The sequence below is a fragment of the Acidimicrobiia bacterium genome, assembly GCA_040880805.1.
Lineage (GTDB): Bacteria > Actinomycetota > Acidimicrobiia > IMCC26256 > DASPTH01 > DASPTH01.
Window position 1 is genome coordinate 43,445 of record JBBDHW010000039.1, and the last position, 19,517, is coordinate 62,961.

At 70.1% G+C, this 19,517-nt stretch carries 18 protein-coding genes; 1 reads left to right on the forward strand and 17 read right to left on the reverse strand.

All coding sequences use genetic code 11. The features are described from left to right. Both WD271_10160 and WD271_10165 read right to left on the reverse strand, forming a co-directional pair. On the reverse strand, positions 1-265 hold a 265-nt coding region (locus WD271_10160), incomplete at its 3' end, for a hypothetical protein (GenBank protein ID MEX1008191.1). A gap of 102 nt (positions 266-367) precedes the next feature. Beyond that, positions 368-709: a DUF167 domain-containing protein gene (locus WD271_10165; protein ID MEX1008192.1), complete on the reverse strand. Its 342-nt coding sequence runs from the start codon at positions 707-709 to the stop codon at positions 368-370. Positions 710-750: 41 nt separating this feature from the next. On the opposite strand from WD271_10165, the gene ileS reads away from it, so the two are divergent. Then, on the forward strand, positions 751-3,861 hold the full coding sequence (gene ileS / locus WD271_10170; protein ID MEX1008193.1) for an isoleucine--tRNA ligase: 3,111 nt from the start codon (positions 751-753) through the stop codon (positions 3,859-3,861). Positions 3,862-3,890: 29 nt separating this feature from the next. Here the strand turns inward: ileS and WD271_10175 are convergent, their stop codons facing one another. From WD271_10175 to WD271_10245, 15 genes are all read right to left on the reverse strand, one after another. After that, positions 3,891-4,991 (reverse strand): DivIVA domain-containing protein, encoded by a 1,101-nt coding sequence (locus tag WD271_10175; protein MEX1008194.1) that lies wholly within the window; start codon positions 4,989-4,991, stop codon positions 3,891-3,893. Between the two features lie 52 nt (positions 4,992-5,043). After that, entirely contained in the window at positions 5,044-5,292 is a 249-nt protein-coding gene (locus WD271_10180) for a YggT family protein (protein MEX1008195.1), read from the reverse strand. A gap of 2 nt (positions 5,293-5,294) precedes the next feature. Further along, positions 5,295-5,870, reverse strand: a complete 576-nt coding sequence (locus WD271_10185; GenBank protein ID MEX1008196.1) for a cell division protein SepF — start codon at positions 5,868-5,870, stop codon at positions 5,295-5,297. A 27-nt stretch (positions 5,871-5,897) separates the two neighbouring features. Then, positions 5,898-6,560 (reverse strand): YggS family pyridoxal phosphate-dependent enzyme, encoded by a 663-nt coding sequence (locus WD271_10190; protein ID MEX1008197.1) that lies wholly within the window; start codon positions 6,558-6,560, stop codon positions 5,898-5,900. Continuing rightward, entirely contained in the window at positions 6,557-7,348 is a 792-nt protein-coding gene (locus tag WD271_10195; protein MEX1008198.1) for a polyphenol oxidase family protein, read from the reverse strand. The genes WD271_10190 and WD271_10195 overlap by 4 nt, the downstream gene beginning before the upstream one ends. Positions 7,349-7,410: 62 nt before the next feature. Next, a complete protein-coding gene (gene ftsZ / locus WD271_10200; protein ID MEX1008199.1) occupies positions 7,411-8,505 on the reverse strand; it encodes a cell division protein FtsZ in 1,095 nt (364 codons plus the stop codon). A gap of 198 nt (positions 8,506-8,703) precedes the next feature. After that, positions 8,704-9,459, reverse strand: coding sequence for an FtsQ-type POTRA domain-containing protein (locus WD271_10205; protein MEX1008200.1), 756 nt, complete (start codon positions 9,457-9,459; stop codon positions 8,704-8,706). Continuing rightward, positions 9,456-10,421: a UDP-N-acetylmuramate dehydrogenase gene (gene murB / locus WD271_10210; protein ID MEX1008201.1), complete on the reverse strand. Its 966-nt coding sequence runs from the start codon at positions 10,419-10,421 to the stop codon at positions 9,456-9,458. The genes WD271_10205 and murB overlap by 4 nt, the downstream gene beginning before the upstream one ends. 27 nt (positions 10,422-10,448) lie before the next feature. Continuing rightward, a complete protein-coding gene (murC, locus tag WD271_10215; GenBank protein ID MEX1008202.1) occupies positions 10,449-11,834 on the reverse strand; it encodes a UDP-N-acetylmuramate--L-alanine ligase in 1,386 nt (461 codons plus the stop codon). Next, positions 11,824-12,918: a UDP-N-acetylglucosamine--N-acetylmuramyl-(pentapeptide) pyrophosphoryl-undecaprenol N-acetylglucosamine transferase gene (locus tag WD271_10220; GenBank protein ID MEX1008203.1), complete on the reverse strand. Its 1,095-nt coding sequence runs from the start codon at positions 12,916-12,918 to the stop codon at positions 11,824-11,826. The genes murC and WD271_10220 overlap by 11 nt, the downstream gene beginning before the upstream one ends. Beyond that, positions 12,915-14,081, reverse strand: coding sequence for a putative lipid II flippase FtsW (gene ftsW, locus WD271_10225; protein MEX1008204.1), 1,167 nt, complete (start codon positions 14,079-14,081; stop codon positions 12,915-12,917). The genes WD271_10220 and ftsW overlap by 4 nt, the downstream gene beginning before the upstream one ends. Positions 14,082-14,143: 62 nt before the next feature. After that, positions 14,144-15,490, reverse strand: coding sequence for a UDP-N-acetylmuramoyl-L-alanine--D-glutamate ligase (gene murD / locus WD271_10230; GenBank protein MEX1008205.1), 1,347 nt, complete (start codon positions 15,488-15,490; stop codon positions 14,144-14,146). Beyond that, positions 15,490-16,536 carry a phospho-N-acetylmuramoyl-pentapeptide-transferase gene (mraY, locus tag WD271_10235; GenBank protein ID MEX1008206.1) on the reverse strand — a complete coding sequence of 349 codons (1,047 nt, stop codon included), beginning with the start codon at positions 16,534-16,536 and terminating at the stop codon, positions 15,490-15,492. The genes murD and mraY overlap by 1 nt, the downstream gene beginning before the upstream one ends. Then, positions 16,533-17,978: a UDP-N-acetylmuramoyl-tripeptide--D-alanyl-D-alanine ligase gene (murF, locus tag WD271_10240; protein ID MEX1008207.1), complete on the reverse strand. Its 1,446-nt coding sequence runs from the start codon at positions 17,976-17,978 to the stop codon at positions 16,533-16,535. The genes mraY and murF overlap by 4 nt, the downstream gene beginning before the upstream one ends. Next, complete coding sequence (locus WD271_10245) at positions 17,969-19,510, reverse strand: UDP-N-acetylmuramoyl-L-alanyl-D-glutamate--2,6-diaminopimelate ligase (GenBank protein MEX1008208.1); 1,542 nt, start codon at positions 19,508-19,510, stop codon at positions 17,969-17,971. Before WD271_10245 ends, murF begins: the two co-directional genes overlap by 10 nt. Between the last annotated feature and the right edge of the window lie 7 nt (positions 19,511-19,517).

Consider the following 19,517-nt stretch of genomic DNA (forward strand, 5'->3'; position numbering starts at 1 on the left):
CGACCTTCTTGACGGCCTTGGCGACCTTCTTCGCGACCTTGGCTGCCTTCTTGGCGGGAGGAGCTTTCTTCCCGGACGGTGCCTTCGCCGGCGCGCGCTTCGCCGACCTGGACGCGAGCTGCTTGGCCGCCAGCTTTGCGGGCACCTTCTTTGCGGGCACCTTCTTTGCGGGCACCTTCTTTGCGGGCACCTTCTTTGCGGGCACCTTCTTTGCCGGCGCCTTCTTTGCCGGCGCCTTCTTGGGCTTCGATTCGGCCTTTGTCATGACATTCCTCGGGGAGCGAGCGCCGGATTGTAGTGCCGGGCGCGCGTGCAGCTGGACACTGTCGGGAGACCGTGTGAGGAGCGGTCGGGACGCCTCGGGAAGCTACGAGTGGCGCGCCGCGCGCGGGCCGCCGGTGTCGTCGACGGCAGTGTCGAGGCGGGCGTCCAGGGTCTCGACGTCGACGCCGCGGAGGCGGAACCGCTTCACGCGTGACTTCCCGCCGGACACGAGCTCGACGGCGGAAGCCTTGATCCCGAAGAGTTCAGCGAGCAGCTCGGCCACCGCCGTGTTGGCGCGGTTCTCGACCGGTGGTGCGGCGACGCGCAGCTTCACGGCGTCGCCGTGGCGCCCGACCACTGTGGTGCGGCCCGCGCTCGGCTGCACGTGCACGTGGAGCACGACCGCATCGCGCTCGATGTCGTAACAACCGTTCCAGCGGGCCATTTGCTGCCTTCGGGTTCGGGGCGTGCCCGTAAAGTACACGGGTGCCGTTCGATCCCGTTCCCGCTTTCGATCCCGTCACCCTCGAGGGAGCGGTGCTCGACCGGTGGCGCGAGGGCGACGTGTTCGCGGAGAGCCTCCGCCGCCGCGAGGGCGCACCCGAGTGGGTGTTCTACGAGGGCCCGCCCACCGCCAACGGACGTCCCGGTATCCACCACGTGTGGGGCCGCATCTTCAAGGACTTCTACCCGCGCTTCCACACGATGCGCGGGCGTCACGTGGCGCGCAAGGCGGGATGGGACTGCCACGGGTTACCGGTCGAGGTCGAGATCGAGAAGGAGCTCGGCTTCACGGACAAGCACCAGATCGAGGACTTCGGGATTGCACGCTTCAACCAACGATGCCGTGAATCCGTGCAGCGCTACGTCGAGGACTGGTCGGCGCTCACGACGCGCATCGGTATGTGGCTCGACACGAAAGACGCCTACTGGACGCTCAGCAACGAGTACATCGAGAGCGTGTGGTGGCTGTTCCGACAGATGTGGGACAACGGCGACATCTACGAGGGCCACAAGGTCGTGCCGTACTGCGGTCGCTGCGGTACCGCGCTCTCGAGTCACGAGCTCGGCCAGCCCGGCGCGTACCAGGACGTCACCGAACCCTCCGTCTACGTCCGCTTCCCGGTGGTCGGTCGCGACTTCGATCTCCTCGTGTGGACCACCACACCGTGGACCCTCATCTCGAACGTCGCCGCCGCGGTCGGTCCCGACGTCGAGTACGTCCGGGTACGCCGCGAAGCGGGCAGCCGCGACCTGGTCCTCGGAGCCGCGCGCGTCGCAGATGTGCTCGGTGACGACGCCGACGTCGTCGGGCCCGTGGCGGTCGACGACCTCGTGGGGCTCCGCTACGAGCGACCGTTCCAGTACCTGCCGCTCGGCACCGACGACGCGGCGCGGGTGGTGGCCGACGAGTTCGTCACCGTCGACGACGGTTCCGGGATCGTGCACCTCGCCCCCGCCTTCGGCGAGATCGACCGCGAGGTCGCCGAGCGCGAAGGCCTCCCGACGCTCAATCCGGTCGGGCCCGCCGCGACGTTCGTCGACACGCCCTATCGCGGGCAGTTCGTGAAAGACGCCGACCCCGCGCTCATCGACGAGCTCGCCCGAGCAGGTCGTTTGTTCAAGGTGGTCGACTCCGCGCACTCCTACCCGCACTGCTGGCGCTGCGACACGCCGCTCATCTACTGGGCGAAACCCACCTGGTTCGCGCGCACGTCCGCGCACAAGCACGAGCTGCTCCGCGAGAACGAGACGATCGGCTGGCATCCCGACCACATCAAGCACGGACGCTTCGGCGACTGGCTCGAGAACAACGTCGACTGGGCGCTCTCGCGCGACCGATTCTGGGGTACACCGCTCCCGATCTGGCGTTGCGACGGGTGCGGCACCGACACGTGCGTCGGCTCCGTCGCCGAACTCGCGAACCTCGCGCGTCGCGATCTCGCCGACCTCGACCTGCACCGCCCCGACGTCGACGACATCGTGATCTCGTGTCCCTCCTGTCACGGGCGTGCATGGCGCGTCGAGTCGGTGCTCGACGCGTGGTTCGACTCGGGCTCGATGCCCGCCGCGCAGTTCCACTACCCGTTCGAGAACAAGGATCAGTTCGAGCGCCACTTCCCCGCCGACTTCATCTGGGAGGGGATCGACCAGACGCGCGGCTGGTTCTACTCGCTCCTCGCGGTGAACACGCTCGTGTTCGGGCGCACGCCCTACCGCAACGTCGTATGCCACGCGCTGGTCATCGACCAGGACGGGCAGAAGATGTCGAAGTCGAAGGGCAACATCCTCGATCCCTGGAGCGTGATCGAGTCACGCGGCGCCGACGCGCTGCGTTGGAACATGCTCTCGTCGGGCTCGCCGTGGACGCCGCGGCGCGTCTTCCCCGAGGGCATCGACGAATCGACGCGGCGCTTCCTCGTCACGCTCTGGGAGACCTACAAGTTCTTCGTGACCTATGCCAACCTCGACGGATGGGAGCCCGACGCTCGAGCCCCCAGTTCGCACGTGCTCGACCGGTGGATCCGGTCGCGGCTGGCCGCAACTGTCGAGGCCGTCACCGATTCGCTCGAAGGATTCGACGCGTTGCGCGCCGCGCAGGCGCTCGACGGTTTCGTCGACGACCTCTCGAACTGGTATGTGCGCCGCTCAAGGCCCCGGTTCTGGAACGCCGACGGCAACGCCGACGCGGCCGCGCACTGCACGCTGCACGAGTGCCTGCTCACCGTGAGTCTGCTCCTCGCGCCGTACTGCCCATTCTTTGCCGACGCCCTGTACGGCAACCTGTCGCGTGCCGAGGAGTCCGTGCATCTCGCCGACTGGCCCGACGCCGATCTCGTCGCACGCGACCTCGACCTCGAGGACGAGATGGCGCGCGCGCGCGCGGTCGTGTCGCTCGGTTTGTCGGCGCGCAACGAATCGAAGCTGAAGGTACGGCAACCACTGCGTCGTGCGCTCGTGCTCGTGCCCGGCGGCCGCGCATTCTCCGAGGCGGTCGCGCACGAGATCGCCGACGCGCTGAACGTGAAGGCGTTGGAACGCGTCACCAGCCTCGAACGACTACTCGACTACGTGGTACTCCCCAACTTCCGGGCGCTCGGGCCGAAGGTCGGCAAGCGCATGCCGCTCGTGAAGGACGCGCTCGGCGCCGCCGACGGTGCAACGGTGCAACGCGCGCTCGATGAGCAGGGTGCCTACGAGCTCGAGCTCAGCGACGGCACCCGCGTCACACTCACCCGCGACGACGTCGAGGTGCGAGCCCGGTCGCACGAGGAGTTCGTGCTTGCCCAAGACGCGGGGTACGCGGTGGCACTCGACACCGCGGTCGACGACGAGCTGAGGGCGGAGGGCATCGCACGCGACCTCATCCGCTTGATCAACGATCGTCGCAAGGAGCTCGACTTCGACATCGCCGACCGTATCCGGGTGCGGGCCACCGCCAGTGGCCGTGTCGAGGCGGCCGCTCACCGTCACCGTGACTGGATCGCGAGTGAGACACTGGCCGTAGAGCTCGAGGTCGAGGGCACCGCGATTGCCGGCCCCGCTCACGCGGTCATCGACGGACTCGCCGTCGAGCTCGAGATCAGGCGGGCCTAGACCTCATTACCGTTCAGGCACGGAGCCGGCTAGCGGCGCCGGCGGAAGTGGCTGCGCCGCTCGTCGACCGGTTCGTCGTCGAAGAACGGGCTCTGCTCCTCGCGGGGCCCGAGCGGCGCGTCGTCGCGCACCGCCTCGCGCAGCGACGCGAAGAACGCGTCGTCGTCGAGGTCGTCGTCGGCCTCGACGGCGGTGGCCTCGATCGGGGTGTCGGCCGCGTACGGCTGGTGCTCCGCGGTGGCGTGCTCCCACGGGGCGGCCGCGTCCACCGGCGGCTCGGACGTGGGCTCGACGTCGGAGAGCCACGACGCCGATGCCTGGGCGCCAGGTGCCTGCGCCGCAGCTGCCGACGCCCCTCCGCGCGCGGGTGCCATGACCGAGGCGCTCGACGGCGCGGCGTCGGCGGGTGGCGGCCACTCGGTCTCGCTCGGTCTCGCCTCGATCACCGACGCCGGCGCGACGCGCGGCTTGGGCGTGCGCTCAGGCACGGGTTCGCGTTCGGGACCCGGTGTGCGTTCGACTTCCCACACGGCCGAGTCGCGCTCGGGTTCGGGCGCGCGCTCGACGCGTTCGGTCGGGGGCTCGACGTCGTGGAGCTTCGGACGCGGCGAGGGCGCTTCGATGGTGTCGCGTCCGAGTCGCTCGAGGTCGGACTCGATCGCAGCGCGCAAGCGGTCTCGGTAGCCCGCTGCGTACAGCTCGAGCGCATCGGCGTCGGTCTCGAGCTGGTCGCGGCGCCTCGCGAGGTCCTGGATCTCGTCCTCGAGTCGACGCCGCTCACCCTCCGCGATACGGCGCGCAGTGGCTTCGGCTTCGCCCACGAGTGCCTGGGCACGCGCCTCCGACTCCTCGATCAGCTGGCGGGCATGCGTCTGGGCCTCGTTGACGGCATCATCGGCCGCGCGCTGCGCGAGCAACAGGGTGCGCTGCAGCATCTCCGCGTCGTCACGGTTCGTCGGCAGCGCGTCGGAATCGCTGGGGGCGCGGCTCTCGAACTCTTGCACCTGGCGCGTGAGGTTCTCGATCGTCGCGGCCGCGCGCTCGAGGAGATCGTCGACCTCGTCACGATTGAAGCCGCGCCACGCTTCCTTGATCTCGCTCCCGCGGAGCTCCTGTGGGGTGACGTCCATGCGAACCATGGTAGCTACGGTCCGCCGCGTGAGCGCGCAATCGGGGCAAGTCTCAACCCGCCGCGACCGCGGACCGCGCGATGACGAGCACGAAGAACACGACGATGAACGACGTGTCGAGCATCCCGGCGGCCGGGATGATCCGCCGAACGGGTCGTAAGACCGGCTCGGTGAGGTCCAGCAGCAGCGAATTGAGCGATGCGAGGAACGTGCCCTGCTGGACCGGGAACCACGAGAGCACGGCGCGAGCGGCCAGGATGATCAGGTAGACGGTGAGGATCCACGCGATGACATCGCGCACGGTCAGGCTTGGTACAGGCCACGCGCCTGCAGCCGCTCCTTCTCCTCCTGGGACACCTCGACGTCGGTGGGGGTGAGCAAGAAGACCTGATCGTTGACCCGGGCCATCTTGCCGCCGACCGCGTAGGCGAGCCCGCTCGAGAAATCGATCAGCCGACGCTGAAGCTCCTTCGGCAGCCCCTGCAGGTTGAGGATCACGGGCTGGTTGGCTTTGAGGCGGTCGCCCACTTCGGGAGCATTGCTGAAGCCGGAAGGCTCGATGACGTGCACGCGCGCCGCGGTGGTGGGTCCGATCGTGCGGACCACCGACGGGCGGGGTGTGACGGGGGGGAGCTCGGGGCCGTAGTCGCGGGTTGCCCGGACCGTGCCTGAGTCGCTACGAGCAGATCGGTCGGAGCCCGCCGGTCGGCGGCCCGCGTCGTCGCCGTTGTCGGAGTCGTCGGCGCCGGCTTGGGGGGCCCGCGAGTCGCGCGCGACGTCCGCATAGTCGCCGTAGGGCTCGTAGTCCCCGCCGTAGTCGAGCTCGTCGTCGTCCTGGAGCCCCAGGTAGACCATCGCCCGCCGCCACATCGAAGCCATGCGCTGTTGCCTCCTCGCCAGGGGAGCCTACCGTCGCCGTTCCGGGGATGCAGGGAGGGGACGATCACCGAAGAGCGCCCGTCCGACCCGCACCATCGTTGCACCTTCCTCCACCGCGACCTCGAAATCGTCGCTCATTCCCATCGACAGTTCACGCAGATCGAGCCGGGTCGCGAGCTCGCGCAACGCCGCGAACCATCGGCGCGGATCGTCCCCGGCGGGCGGCAGCGCCATGAGCCCGTCGACGGCAAGACCCTGCCCGCAGAGCACGTCGACGAGCGCCGGGGCCTGCGCGGGCGCGCACCCGTGCTTCTGGCTCTCCTCGGCGAGGTTCACCTCGACAAGCACCCGTGCTCCCGGTGCGCGGCGCGCGATCTCCGCGCCGAGCGCGTCGCGGTCGACCGAATGCCAGCAGACGACCCAAGGTGCGAGCGCGCGCACTTTGTTGCGCTGGAGCGCCCCGACGAAGTGCCAGCGCGCACCGTCGACGACCGGCGCTTTCTCGAGCAGCTCCTGTGCGCGGTTCTCACCGAGGTCGGCGACTCCGGCCGCCACCACCGCGCGCACGCGCTCGGGATCGACGGTCTTGGTCGCGGCGACGAGCGTGACCTCCGCCGGATCGCGACCCGCGCGCGCCGCGGCAGCATCGATCCGCGCGCGCACTGCCGCCACGGCCTCTTCGACGTTCATCGCTCGCGCACCACGAGCATCGCCTGACGGCCGGTGTCGCCGTCACGGCGGTACGAGAAGTAGTCGGGCGAGCTCGCGGTGCAGACGCCGACGTCGTCGAGCGCGTCGACGCCGGCGTTGCGCAGCGCGATGCGCACCGCGGCCGGGATGTCGAGCGCGGGCCTGTCCGCCTCGGTGAGCGCGGCGATCTCGACGCCGAATCGCGTGACGAGGCGCTCGAGCAGCCCGGGGCCGAACTCGTAGCGCCCCGGATGGATACACGGACCGAGCACGGCGCGCAGCGGACCCGGCGCGACCGCACGCACTGCGTTGGCGGCCCGCTCCACCACTCCGGCCTCCAAGCCCGCCCAACCGACGTGGACGGCCGCGACCGCGCCGTCGCCGACGATCGCCAGCGGGGCGCAGTCGGCGGTGAGGATCACGAGCGGCAGCCCGATGGCCGTCGTGACCGAAGCATCGGCGTCCGGCTCGGTGCCCGAACGGAAAGCCGGCTCGGTGCCCGAACGGAAAGCCGGCTCGGTGCCCGAACGGAAAGCCGGCTCGGTGCCCGAACCGGGCGGCGCGTCGAAACGCACGACGCCATTGCCGTGGACCTGGTGGACGCATGCCCACTGGTCGGGACGACCCATCCCGGCGCGGGCGGCAGCGAGGGCGCGGTTCTCGGCGACCGCGTCGGGCTCGTCGCCCACGTGGTAAGCGAGGTTCGCCGACTCATAGGGACCGCGGGACACGCCACCGTGGCGGTCGGTGAAGACCACCATCGCGGTGCCGAGGGTCCGGACGATCAATCGGCGCTCCTGACTACTCGCTCGTCGCTGCGGCAGACCCCGAGTCGGGATGCTCGCTCGCTTTAGCGGAGGAATTCGGGCACGTCGAAGTCGTCGTCGGCTTCGTCGGTGTCGATGCTCGCCCCGACCGAGAAGTCGATCCCGTCGTCGTCGAGATCGAGGTCGTCGTCGAGGCCGAGCGACGCGAGCCGCGTGGGACGGCGCTCGCCGTCGTAGCGGTCGAAGCCGGCTGCGATCACGGTGATCCGCACCTCGTCGCCGAGGCCGTCGTCGATGACAGCACCGAAGATGATGTTCGCGTCGGCGTGCGCGGCCTTGGCGACGATCTCGGCGGCCTCGTTCACCTCGAACAGGCCGAGGTCGGAAGGACCCGACACGTTGAGGAGCATCCCACGTGCCCCCTCGACGCTCGCCTCGAGCATCGGGCTCGAGATCGCGGCCCGGGCTGCGTTGACCGCACGCCCCTCACCGGACGCGTATCCGATGCCCATGAGCGCACTGCCCGCGTTGCTCATGACCATGCGGACGTCGGCGAAGTCGACGTTGATGAGGCCCGGCGTGTTGATCAGGTCGGTGATGCCCTGCACACCCTGGAGGAGCACCTCGTCACACGTCTTGAACGCGTTGAGGATCGAGGTCTTCTCGTCGGACACGGTGAGGAGCCGGTCGTTCGGGATGACGATGAGCGTGTCGACCTTCTCGCGCATCTTCTGGATGCCGTTCTCGGCCTGGACCGCCCGCCGGCGCCCCTCGAACCCGAAGGGGCGCGTGCAGATGCCGATGGTGAGCGCGCCGGCGGCCTTCGCCATCTCGGCCACCACCGGGCCGCCGCCGGTTCCCGTCCCGCCACCCTCGCCGAGGGTGATGAACACCATGTCGGCGCCCTTCAGCACCTCTTCGATCTCGTCGCGGTGGTCCTCGGCGGCCTGGCGGCCGATCTCCGGATCGGACCCTGCGCCCAGCCCGCGGGTGATCTCACGCCCGATGTCGAGCTTCACGTCGGCGTCGCTCCCGAGGAGCGACTGTGCGTCGGTGTTCACGCCGATGAACTCGACACCCTTGAGACCGGCGTCGATCATCCGGTTGACGGCATTGCAACCGCCTCCGCCGACACCCACCACCTTGATCAGCGCGAGATAGTTCTGCGGCTCGCCCAACATGTCGTTCTCTCCAAAGCGCTCGATACCCGGCACCACAACGGAAACCGGCACCGCAACCCATTAACTCTCACCCTCAGGTCAAGGTTGAGAGTTATGTCAAGCTGTGGTGATGGTTCAGACTTTACTCCTGCCACATTCGAGGGTCAACTACCTCACGCGTATCAACGACTCCACGCGACGATCGAACCGAGCCGATCAGACTGGCGGACCCGCGACCGGGTTCGACGGGACGGTGACGTCGATGTACCCGACCGTCTGGCCGTCGAGCGCGGTGAGCACCGCGATCGCAGATCGGATCTTCGTGTTCACGTGCGTGGGCTCCCCCAGCCGAATCTCTGGGCCCGACACGAGGCCGAGCACCACGCCGCCCGGCGTGAGCATCACCGTGCGCGTACCCGCCCGTGCGAGTACCCCGAGCCTGCCCGCGACCTCGGCGCCGACGGCCGGAGTGATGGTCGCGCCGACCGGCGGGACGCGCTTCGGGGAGACGATCTGCGGCAGACCCGTCGGTGGTTCGCTCACACGCTCCAGCACACGGCCCGTGCCGTCGACGAGCACGGGACTGCTCCCGGTGTCGACCCACCCGGCCGGGCTGCGCTCGGTAACGACGACCGTCACCGTCCCCGGCCACTCGCGCTCGACCCGCGCGTCGCGAATCCACGGGAGTGCAGCGATCCGCTGCGCGGCTGCGCCACCGTCGATCCACACCATCGCGTCGCCACGGTGAACACCGGCCGCGGTCTGCACCTGCGCGGCGGTGGTACGGACGGTCCCCTTCACCCCGACGCGGTCCACGTCGAACAGCGGGGAGGCGACGACTGCATACGCGGCGCCGAGGACGACCAGGGCGCCGGCGACACTGAGAACGATCCGAAGCCGGTGGCGACCCTCGGCGCGCCTGGCGGCGATCCACCGCTCGCGCACCCGCGGATCGACGGGCCGGGTGCTCACAGCGCGTCCTCGAAGCCGACCATCCGCAGCTCGGTCTCGAGCATCACGCCCGTCGACGCGTGCACCCGCCGTCGCACCTCTTGCACCAGGCGGTGCACGTCGTCGGCGCTCGCGCCGGGCTCGGCCTGGAAGAAATTGGCGTGCTTGGGCGAGACCACGGCACCACCCACGCGCAGCCCTTTGAGCCCGGCCTCGTCGATGATGCGGCCGGCGGAATCCCCCGGCGGGTTCCGGAACACCGAGCCCGCGTTGGCCCCACCCGGCTGGTGCTCGCGCCGCCAGCGCACGATCTCCGCGATGGTCGCCTCGCAGTCGGTGGCGGAAGCCGCCTCGACGTGGAAGTCGGCCCCGGTGACGACCTCGACGGGGCCGAGGGCGGAACGGCGGTAACCGAGGTCGAGCTCGGGAGCGGTCCGGACCACCTCCTGGCCCGCGCCTTCGCCCGCGCGGGCGAGGTCGACCACCCGGGCGCGTACCAGCACGTCGGCGGTGTCGCGACCGTGACCGCCCGCGTTCATGCGCACCGCGCCACCGACGCTGCCGGGGATGCCCACGAAGAACTCGAGGCCTCCCCGCCCCGCGGCTGCGGTGCGCCGAGCGAGCACGGGGAGCGGAACTGCCCCACCGGCGCTCACGATGTCGGGCGCGGCGTCCCCTCCACCCGCGTGCAGGTCGACGTCCTCGAAGGTGCCGACCAGCACGACCGCGAGCCCGTCGAACCCGCGGTCGGCCACGAGCAGGTTCGATCCTCGCCCCACCAGGAGCAGCGGGGGCGCGTGCTCGCGCACGACCTGCGCGACCGCCGCCAGCGCGTCGAGTGATCCGGCCCGAACGAGGACCGCCACCGGTCCGCCGAGGTGATAGGTGGTGAGCGCGGCGAGTGGCGCGTCACGCTCCACTGCGCCCGGCAGCGCGCGCTTCAGCTCGTGCGCGATCACCTCGCTCGTGGTCACCTTGCTCATCCCCCGGGGCTCATCAGTCGGGGCTCATCAGTCGGGGCTCAGCCACTCGTCGGGCACGGTCGTGAGATCGCCGGCACCGAGCGTCAGCACGACGTCGCCCGATCGGGCGAGCTTCGGGACGTGCTCGACGAGGTCGGACCGCCGGGGAAGATAGACCACAGGCTGGTCGGGATGCGCGTCGAGTACCGCGTGGAGGATCAGCCGGCCCGACACCCCGGGTTGCGGGGTCTCGTTGAACCCGTAGACGTCGGTGAGCACGACCGTATCGGCACCGACAAACGCATCGCCGAAGTCGCGCCACAATGCCGCGGTCCGCGTGTAGCGATGCGGCTGGAACACGACGATCACGTGCTCCCAGTTGCCTTCGCGCGCCGCGTCGATCATGTGCGCGACCTCGCCGGGAATGTGCGCGTAGTCGTCGACGAACGTGACGCCGTCGCGTTCCCCGCGGAACTCGAACCGGCGCGCCACTCCGCCGAAGCCTCCCAACGCCCCCCTCACCGCCTCGAAGGGCACACCGATCTCCGTCGCCATCGCGGCCGCGGCCGCGGCGTTCTTCGCGTTGTGGCGGCCCGGCACCGGGAGCTCGACGACACCGAGCGGTTGTTCGCGCCGCGCGAGCACGAACTGCGAGCCGCTGCGATTCCCCGCGTAGTCGCGGATCTGGTAGTCGGCGTCGTCGGCGAACCCGAACGTGACGACCTCACCTCGCCGTTGGCTCGCAAGGCCGGCGGCGACGGTATCGTCGGCGGACACGACCCGCGGCCCCGGGACCTTGTCGAGGAAGTGCTCGAACCCGGCGACGAGCGTGGGGAAGTCGCCCCAATGCGTGAGGTGATCGGGTTCGACGTTGGTCACGATCGCGGCCTCAGATGCGAACTCGAGGAACGTCCCGTCGCTCTCGTCGGCCTCGGCGACGAGCCACTCGCCGTCGTCCCACGACGCGTTCGTGCCGACCTCGTTGAGCTCGCCGCCGATGAGGAAGCTCGGGTGCCAGTCGGCTTCGCGCAGGATCAGCGCGAGCATCGAGGAAGTCGTGGTCTTGCCGTGGCTCCCCGCGACCGCGACCGTGCGTCGCATCGCCGCGATCGCACGTTGCGTGTCGGCGCGGCTGAAGACGGGCACACCGAGCTCGTTTGCGCGCCGAACCTCCGGATTCGACGGCGCGATCGCGGTGGACGCGATGACGGCATCGACGTCGTCGGAAACGTTGGCGGCATCGTGACCGACGCGCGCGTCGACGCCGAGTGCACGCAAGCGCTCGAGCGTTCGCGAGTCGCGCAGGTCGGAGCCGCTGACCTGGTGCCCCATGCGCACGAGCACGGCCGCGAACGCGCTCATGATGCTGCCGCCGAGGCCCACGATGTGCACGGTGCGCGGTACGCGGAGGTCGAGGTCGTGCTCAGCGGCCACGAGCCACCTCCTCGACCAGATCGGCGAAGCGCGCGGTGGCGTCAGTGCGGCCGAGCGCTCGCGCAGCCTCGCCCATCGCGCGCAATCGCGGCGGGTCGGCGAGCATTGCCTCGAGCTCTGAACGGAGGCGCGCGCCGTCGAGCTCCGAGTCGGGAACCATCACCCCTGCACCCGCCCTTGCGAACACCTCGGCGTTGCGCGTCTGGTGGTCCCCCGGCGCGCCCGGCAGCGGTACCAGGATCGACGGCATACCCACGGCCGCGAGCTCGGCGGTCATGCCACCGGAGCGGCAGACGAGGACCGTTGCGTTCGCGTACAGCATCTCCATGTGGTCCTCGTAGCGGATGAGCCGGTAGTCGAGCGTGTCGCCGCGCGCGCGCAACCGTGTGAGCCGTTCCCGACACTCTTCGTAGCCGCGGGCGCCCGTGACGTGGTGGATCACGACGTCGTTCCGCATGCGCCAGAGGTCGTACAGCGCGAGCGTGGCCAGGTTGATCCGTTGCGCACCGAGGCTCCCCCCGACGACCGCGACCACGGGCGGCGCCACCGGCGCCCGCTGCACGCGGACGATTTCGGGCCGGATCGGGTTGCCGGTGACCACCGCACCGCGCAGCGGCGTTCCAGGAAGCGAGACCGCGGGCCGCGCCCCGAGACGAACCGCGACGCGGTTGGCCAGCCCTGGGTGCGCATCGGCTTCGTGGACAACCGCGGGTATTCGGTGCAGCCGCCCGGCGACCAAGGCCGGGAGCGACGCGTAGCCGCCGACCCCCACCACGACCGCCGGCCGGGTCCGTCGCACGATTCCCCCCGCGTGGACGAAGGCGACGAGAGTGTCCCACGTGGTGCGAAAGTTGCGCCGGAGCGCGTCGAGCGTGCGCGCACGATCGAGCCCCCTCCCTGGGAGCACGTCGATTGCGTATCCCGCTCCGGGTACCGCGGTGACCTCGAGACCGCGCTGCGCGCCGACGAAGCGGATCGACTCTCGGGGATGACCGCGTGCGACGAGCTCGTCGGCAAGCGCGAGCGCCGGGTACACGTGACCGCCGGTACCCCCTCCCGTGATGATCGCGAAGGTCGCGCTCACCGTGGGCGGACGGCGGGTCGGATCTGCCGCGCGACATTCGCAAGGATCCCTGCCGAGAACATGGTGGTGACCAGCGCGGTGCCACCGAACGACACGAACGGCAGCGGGATACCCGTGATCGGGAGCAGCCCGACAACCGCGCCGATGTTGATGACCGCTTGCCCGACGATCCCCATCGTGATGCCGGCGGCGAGAAGTGCGCCGAACCGGTCGGGTGCGCGTAGCGCGACCCGGATGCCGAGGGTCGCGAAGGCGATGAACAGCGCGATCACGAGCAGACTGCCGAGCAGCCCGAGCTCCTCGCCGATGATCGCAAAGATAAAGTCGGTGTGGGCGTTCGGCAGGAAGTTCCACTTGGCACGGCCGGCGCCGAGACCGACACCGGTGAGTCCGCCGCTGCCGATCGCGATGAGCGACTGCGAGATCTGATACCCCGCGTTGGACTGGTCGGCGAACGGGTGCAGGAACGTGAGCAGCCGGGCCCGCCGGTACGGTTCGGCGATGACGAGGAGCGTGACCGTGCAGACGCCGACGAGCGCGATCGCCGCGAGGTGCTTCGGACGCGTGCCTGCGGCCACGAGAATAGTGCCGACGATCAACGCCAGCACGAGCGCGGACCCGAGGTCGGGCTCGCGCATCACCAGGAAGCCGAACCCGACGAGTACCACCAGGACGGGCCTCACGACGCGCCGCCAGTCGCCGATGTCGCGCGCGCGCCGGCTCGCGAGGTCGGCCGCGTAGAGGAGCAGGGCGAGCTTGGCGAGCTCGGTTGGCTGGAACCGGAACATGTCGGCCCCGACCCACCGACGCGAACCGGCGACATGTACCCCGATGCCGGGTATCAGCACTGCGACGAGCAGCACGCCGCTGATGATCAGCAATGGGCGTACGAAGCGACGCAACGCGTGGTAGTCGAAGCGAATCGCGATCACGAACGCCACGATCCCGACGAACGTCCACAGGAGCTGGCGGAGGAAGAAGTACCAGGGTGACCCGTAGTCGGTGAGCGACGCGACCGAGGATGCCGAGAGCACCATCACGACTCCGACGAGGTTCAACACCGCCACCGTGGTCGCGAGGAGCGTCGCGGTGGACGACGTGCGCGTGGTCGACCGGGCGGCTGTCTTGGTGACGCGCGCGGTGCTCTTCGAACTCGTGCGCACGGCCGAGCGCGCCCGCGTTCGCCATTTGGCACGAGTCCGTAGCCGGGGGGCGACGACCGTGCTCATCCTGCTTCTCTTGCAAGAAGTCCCACCTCGTGGGCGAAGTCGTCACCACGCGCGGCGTAGCTCTCGTACCAGTCGAGCGACGCGCACCCGGGTGAGAGCAGCACCGTGTCGCCCACCTGTGCGTGCGCCGCAGCCGTGCGGACCGCGTCGTGCATCGAGCTCGCGTGCTCCACAGGGGCCAGACCGTCGAACACCGCCTCGACGGTGTCGGCCGCCTCGCCGATGGCCACCACCGCTCGGAGCTTGAACGCGAATTGGCTGAGCGCGCCGAGATCGCGCGATCGGTCGCGGCCGCCGGCGATCAGGACGACGTGCTCGAATCCCGCGAGCGCGCTCGCTGCCGCGTGCCCGTTCGTCGCTTTCGAGTCGTCGACGTAGTGCACGCCGCCCACGTCGGCGACGAGCTGCACACGATGCGGGAGGCCCGTCCACGTTGCGAGCGTCCGCGCCACCGCGCCGACGTTCGCACCTGCGTGGAGCGAGGCGGCGGCAGCAGCAAGCTTGTTGTCCACGTCGTGTGGGGCGCGCGACGCGCGTACCGGCGCCAGCACGCCCTCGGGCCCGACGAGCGCACCGTCGCGCACGCCGTACCCACCCGGACTGGGTTCACCCCGCGTGTACGTGACGACCCGCGCCGCTGCCGACCGGGCGAGGTGCGACGCGATGGCATCGTCCGCGTTCACGACCAAGACGTCGTCGGGGCGCTGGTGCGCGAACACGCGGGCCTTCGCGGCTGCGTAGGCGTCGACGGTGTCGTGCCAGTCCATGTGATCCTGCGCGACGTTGAGCAGGACCGCGACGTCGGGCGCGAATGCCTCGGTCGTGAACTCGAGCTGGAAGGTGGACACCTCGGCGACGACGACGTCGGCATCGTCATCGGTGGCATCGATGATCGGACGGCCGATATTGCCGACCGCCGTGCTCTGGAGCCCCGACTCCGCGCACATAGCCGCGATCATCGTGGTGACGGTTGACTTGCCGTTGGTCCCGGTCACCGCGACCAGACACGGTGGCGGGATGCGCGCGCGCAGCCGCTCGACTGCCACGTCGACCTCGGACCGCACCGGAACACCCGCCGCGACCGCCGCCACGATCGCGGGGTGGTCGGGACGCACGCCGGGACTGGGGATCACGAGGTCGACCTGGGCCACGCGCGCCGTCATCACCTCCAAATCGGGAAGCTCGAGCAGCTCCGCGCCGGCGGCGACTGCGCGTTCTACGCGCTCGCGGTACTGCGCGCCGCCGGGTTGGTCTTCCACGACGACGACCTCATGGTGGGCGCCGATCGCCCACTGCACCACTGCGTCGCCCGTGCTTCCGAGCCCGATCACCAACACCCGCATCAGTCGATCGCCCCCGGGATGTTGATGAAGTCGGCATAGAAGATGCCGAGCGCGACGGCGACCAGCAGCGCGGTGAAGAGCCAGAACCGCACGATCACGGTGAACTCGGGCCACCCGCCCACCTCGAAGTGATGGTGAATCGGCGCCATCCGCAACACACGCCGGTGGAAGATCCGGAACGAGATCACCTGCGCGATCACGCTCAGCGTCTCGACTACATAGAGGCCGCCGAGGATGGGGAGCAGGAGGATCGTGTGGGTGAGCAGCGCGAGGCCGCCCATGGCCGCGCCGAGCGCGAGCGAGCCGACGTCGCCCATGATCACCTTCGCGGGCGCCGCGTTCCACCAGAGGAAGCCCGCGCACGCGCCGAAGAGCGCAGCCGAGATCACCGCGAGGTCGAGCGACGCGGCGGGGAGCACGTGGTAGATGTTCTGATGGCGGAACTGCCAGAACGTGATGATCACGAACGCGGCGAACACCATCGCCGCCGATCCGGCCGCGAGACCGTCGACGCCGTCGGCGAAGTTCACGCCGTTCGTGCTGCTGTAGATCACGGCGACAGCGAGCACGAACCACAGCCCTGAACCCATGTCCAGGTCGAGCGATCGGGTAAACGACAGGTGGGTCGACACGCTGAGGTACTGGAGCGCGAGCAGCGCGAAGCCGCCCGCAACGACGAGTTGGCCCGCCGTCTTTTCGCGCTTGCGCAGCCCCAGGTTGCGCGCCTTCCGGACGCCCAGGTAGTCGTCGACGAACCCGACGACCGCCATGCCGACGATCAACGCCATCAGTGTGATGCCGGCCCGCGCGAACCGGAGCTGCTCGGTGCGGATGTGCGCGACGAGATACGCGACGAGCACCGCGCCGACGATCGCGATGCCACCCATCGTGGGTGTGCCCGCCTTGTGCACGTGCGGGTGCGCGAAGGGGCCGTCGTCACGGATCTGCTGACCGATGTTGTTCCGCTCCAGGATCCGGATCAACAAGGGGGTGCCCAGGATGGTCAGCACGAACGCGACGGCCATGCCGACGAGCATCGCGATCATGTCGCCGCCGCCCTTCTGGTGAGGCCGCGCACGACGAGCTCGAGCCCGACGGCACGGCTGCCCTTGACGAGGACCGCGTCGGTGGCGCCCACGCGTTCGTGCAACTCCTCGAGTGCGGTCGCGGCGTCGGGCGTCTCGATCACGTCGACGAGCCCGCGCTCGCGCGCCGCGGTCGCGAGCGTCGTCGCGCCGGTTCCCACGACAACCAGGAGGTCGACGGACTCCTCGGCTGCGAGGCGACCCAGCTGCGCGTGCTCGTCGTTGCTCTGCGCACCGAGCTCGCGCATCTCTCCGAGGACGGCGACGCGCTTCCCCGCCACACGCATGCTCGCCAGGGCGCGCAGCGCAGCCGCCATCGACGCCGGGTTGGCGTTGTACGCGTCGTCGAGGACGATCACGCCCGATGCGGTCCGGAGCAGCTTCAGGCGGCCATCGACCGGCTCGACTCGGGCGAGACCGGCGGCGAGCAAGTCGAACGGCACGTGGTTCGCGAGCGCGACCCCAGCCGCGAGCGTCGCGTTCACGACCTGGTGCGCACCGCGGAGCGACAGGCACACGCGACCCGATCCCCACGGGGACTCGAGGGTGAACGAGGGCCGGAGCTCGTCGTCGAGCGCGACGGAGTGGGCCCGGACGTCGGCGTCGGTGCCAGTGTCGGTGCCAGTGTTGGAGCCGGTGTTGGAGCCGGTCTTGGAGCCGGTGTTCACCGCGACGCGCAGGACCTGCGCCTGTGTCCGCGCCGCGAGCTCCGGAGTGGCAGCGTCGTCGGCGTCGAGCACCGCGAGACCATCCGGCGGCAGCGCTTCGAGCAACGCGCCCTTCTCGCGCGTAATACCGGTGCGACCACCCAGGAGGTCGGCGTGCGCGAGGCCGACGTTGGTCACCACCGCGATCGTCGGGTGCGAGATCGCGCACAGCGCGGCGATGTCGCCCGGTACCCGCGCTCCCATCTCGAGCACGAGCGCCTCGGTATCGGGTGGTGCACCCAAAAGCGTGATCGGCAGACCGATCTCCGCGTTGAAGCTCCCGGGCGTCGCGTGCACGCGGAACCGCTGACGCAGCGAGGCCGCCACGAGATCCTTCGTACTCGTCTTCCCGGTGGAGCCCGTGATGCCGACAACGATCGCGTCGGGAAGCTGCGCGCGCGCCCAGTTGCCGAGCGAGGCCAGGGCAGCGAACGTATCGGGCACGTGCACGATCGCGGCAGAGCCGGGAGCCGGGTCGACCGAGACCGGCCGGGTCACGACGGCCACGGTCGCGCCGCGCGCAAACGCGTCCGCGACGAAGTCGTGGCCGTCGCGAACGGCTCTGAGCGCGACGAAGCACGCGCCCGGTTCGAGGGTACGGGAGTCGTTCGCGAGCGACGACGCACGCGCGTGGGGGTCGCCGTCGATCACCGAGCCCCCCGTCACGATCGCGATCGAGTCGGCGGTCAGCTCCATCCGAGTGCTCCGAGCTCCTCGCGCGCGACGACGCGGTCGTCGAACGGGAGCGTGCGATCGGCGATCGTCTGGCCCGTCTCCGGGCCCTTACCCGCGATCACAACCACGTCGCCCGGGCGCGCCGCGTAGAACGCGTCACGGATCGCGGCGCGCCGATCGAGCTCGACGACGATCGTTGCCTCGCCCTCGCGCAGCCCGGGGAGCACCGCGTCGGCAATCGCCTGCGGATCCTCCGACCGCGGGTTGTCCGACGTGAGCACCGCGAAGTCGGCGCCGCGCCCCGCGGCCACACCCATGAGCCGGCGCTTCGACGGGTCGCGGTCGCCACCGCAGCCGAAGACGACGACGACCCGCCGCGCGGTCGACGCGGACGTGCCGATGGGTGTGTGCGCGAGCGCGCGTGCCGCGTGCAGCACCGCGTCGAGCTCACCGGGCGCATGCGCGTAGTCGACGAGCACCGCGAAGGGCTGACCCGCGTCGACCCGCTCCGCCCGGCCCTTGACCACGGCCGACCCGATACCGGCCGCGACCGCTTCGAGGCCGAAACCGACCCCGAGCGCAGTGGCAGCCGCCCCGAGCGCGTTGGCGGCGTTGAAGCGACCGATGAGCGGCGAGTCGGCGCGGGTGTCGGTACCGGTTCGGCGATCGACGATCGTGAACGTGGCACCCCGATCACCGAGCACGACATCGGCCGCGCCAACGTCGGCCGTCGCGTCGTCGAGCGCATACGTCCACACATCGATCCCGAGGCTCGCGGCTCGATCGCGTACCCGCGCCCCGTACGGATCGTCGACGTTGGTCGCGACGAGACCGACTCGCTTGGGGTCGAAGAGCTCGAGCTTCGCCTCGAAGTACGCGTCCATCGAGCCGTGGTCGTCGAGATGCTCGTGGCTGAGGTTGGTGAAGCACGCGGCGGCAAACCACGTGGCGTCGACGCGCCCGCAGTCGAGCGCGCGCGACGTGACCTCCATCGCGACTGTCTGCACACCGTCATCGCGCATCAGCGCGAGGAGATATTGCAGCTGGTCAGCCTGGGGCATGTTCGTGCCGCCCCACTTCTCGACCTCGAGCGCGCCGCCGTCGACGAACACGCCGTCGTTGCCGATGAGACCGGTGTGCTCACCGGCGGAGCGCGCGATCGACTCGAGCAGCGTTGCTGTGGTGCTCTTGCCCGCGGTACCCGTGACGCCCAGGCAGCGCACCGTGCGAGACGGCTCGCCGTACAGGCGCGCCGCCGCGGGCCCGAGCACCTTGGGCACGCTCCGCACCCGCGCCTGAGGGACGGCGAGCGGGAGCGCGCGCTCGACAAGGAGCGCGACGGCGCCGTCGGCCACCGCCTGCGCCGCGTGGTCGTGACCGTCGAACCGCGCTCCGGGCCGACAGGCGAAGCACGTGCCGGGGCGCACGCGCCGGCTGTCCTCGGTGATGAAGCCGACCTCGACGTCGGCGTCGTTCACCCGTTCCGCGACGTCGAGACCGGCGAGCAGCTCGTGCCACCGCACGCGTGCGCGTCCTCTCGGCTCTTCATCCATCGGACAC

Coding starts and splice junctions, on each gene's coding strand:
- WD271_10165 (MEX1008192.1), bottom strand. CDS start 709: ATGGCCCGCTGGAACGGTTGTTACGACATCGAGCGCGATGCGGTCGTG.
- WD271_10175 (MEX1008194.1), bottom strand. CDS start 4,991: ATGGACGTCACCCCACAGGAGCTCCGCGGGAGCGAGATCAAGGAAGCG.
- WD271_10185 (MEX1008196.1), bottom strand. CDS start 5,870: ATGGCTTCGATGTGGCGGCGGGCGATGGTCTACCTGGGGCTCCAGGAC.
- WD271_10190 (MEX1008197.1), bottom strand. CDS start 6,560: ATGAACGTCGAAGAGGCCGTGGCGGCAGTGCGCGCGCGGATCGATGCT.
- murB (MEX1008201.1), bottom strand. CDS start 10,421: ATGAGCAAGGTGACCACGAGCGAGGTGATCGCGCACGAGCTGAAGCGC.
- murD (MEX1008205.1), bottom strand. CDS start 15,490: ATGCGGGTGTTGGTGATCGGGCTCGGAAGCACGGGCGACGCAGTGGTG.
- mraY (MEX1008206.1), bottom strand. CDS start 16,536: ATGATCGCGATGCTCGTCGGCATGGCCGTCGCGTTCGTGCTGACCATC.
- murF (MEX1008207.1), bottom strand. CDS start 17,978: ATGGAGCTGACCGCCGACTCGATCGCGATCGTGACGGGGGGCTCGGTG.
- WD271_10245 (MEX1008208.1), bottom strand. CDS start 19,510: ATGGATGAAGAGCCGAGAGGACGCGCACGCGTGCGGTGGCACGAGCTG.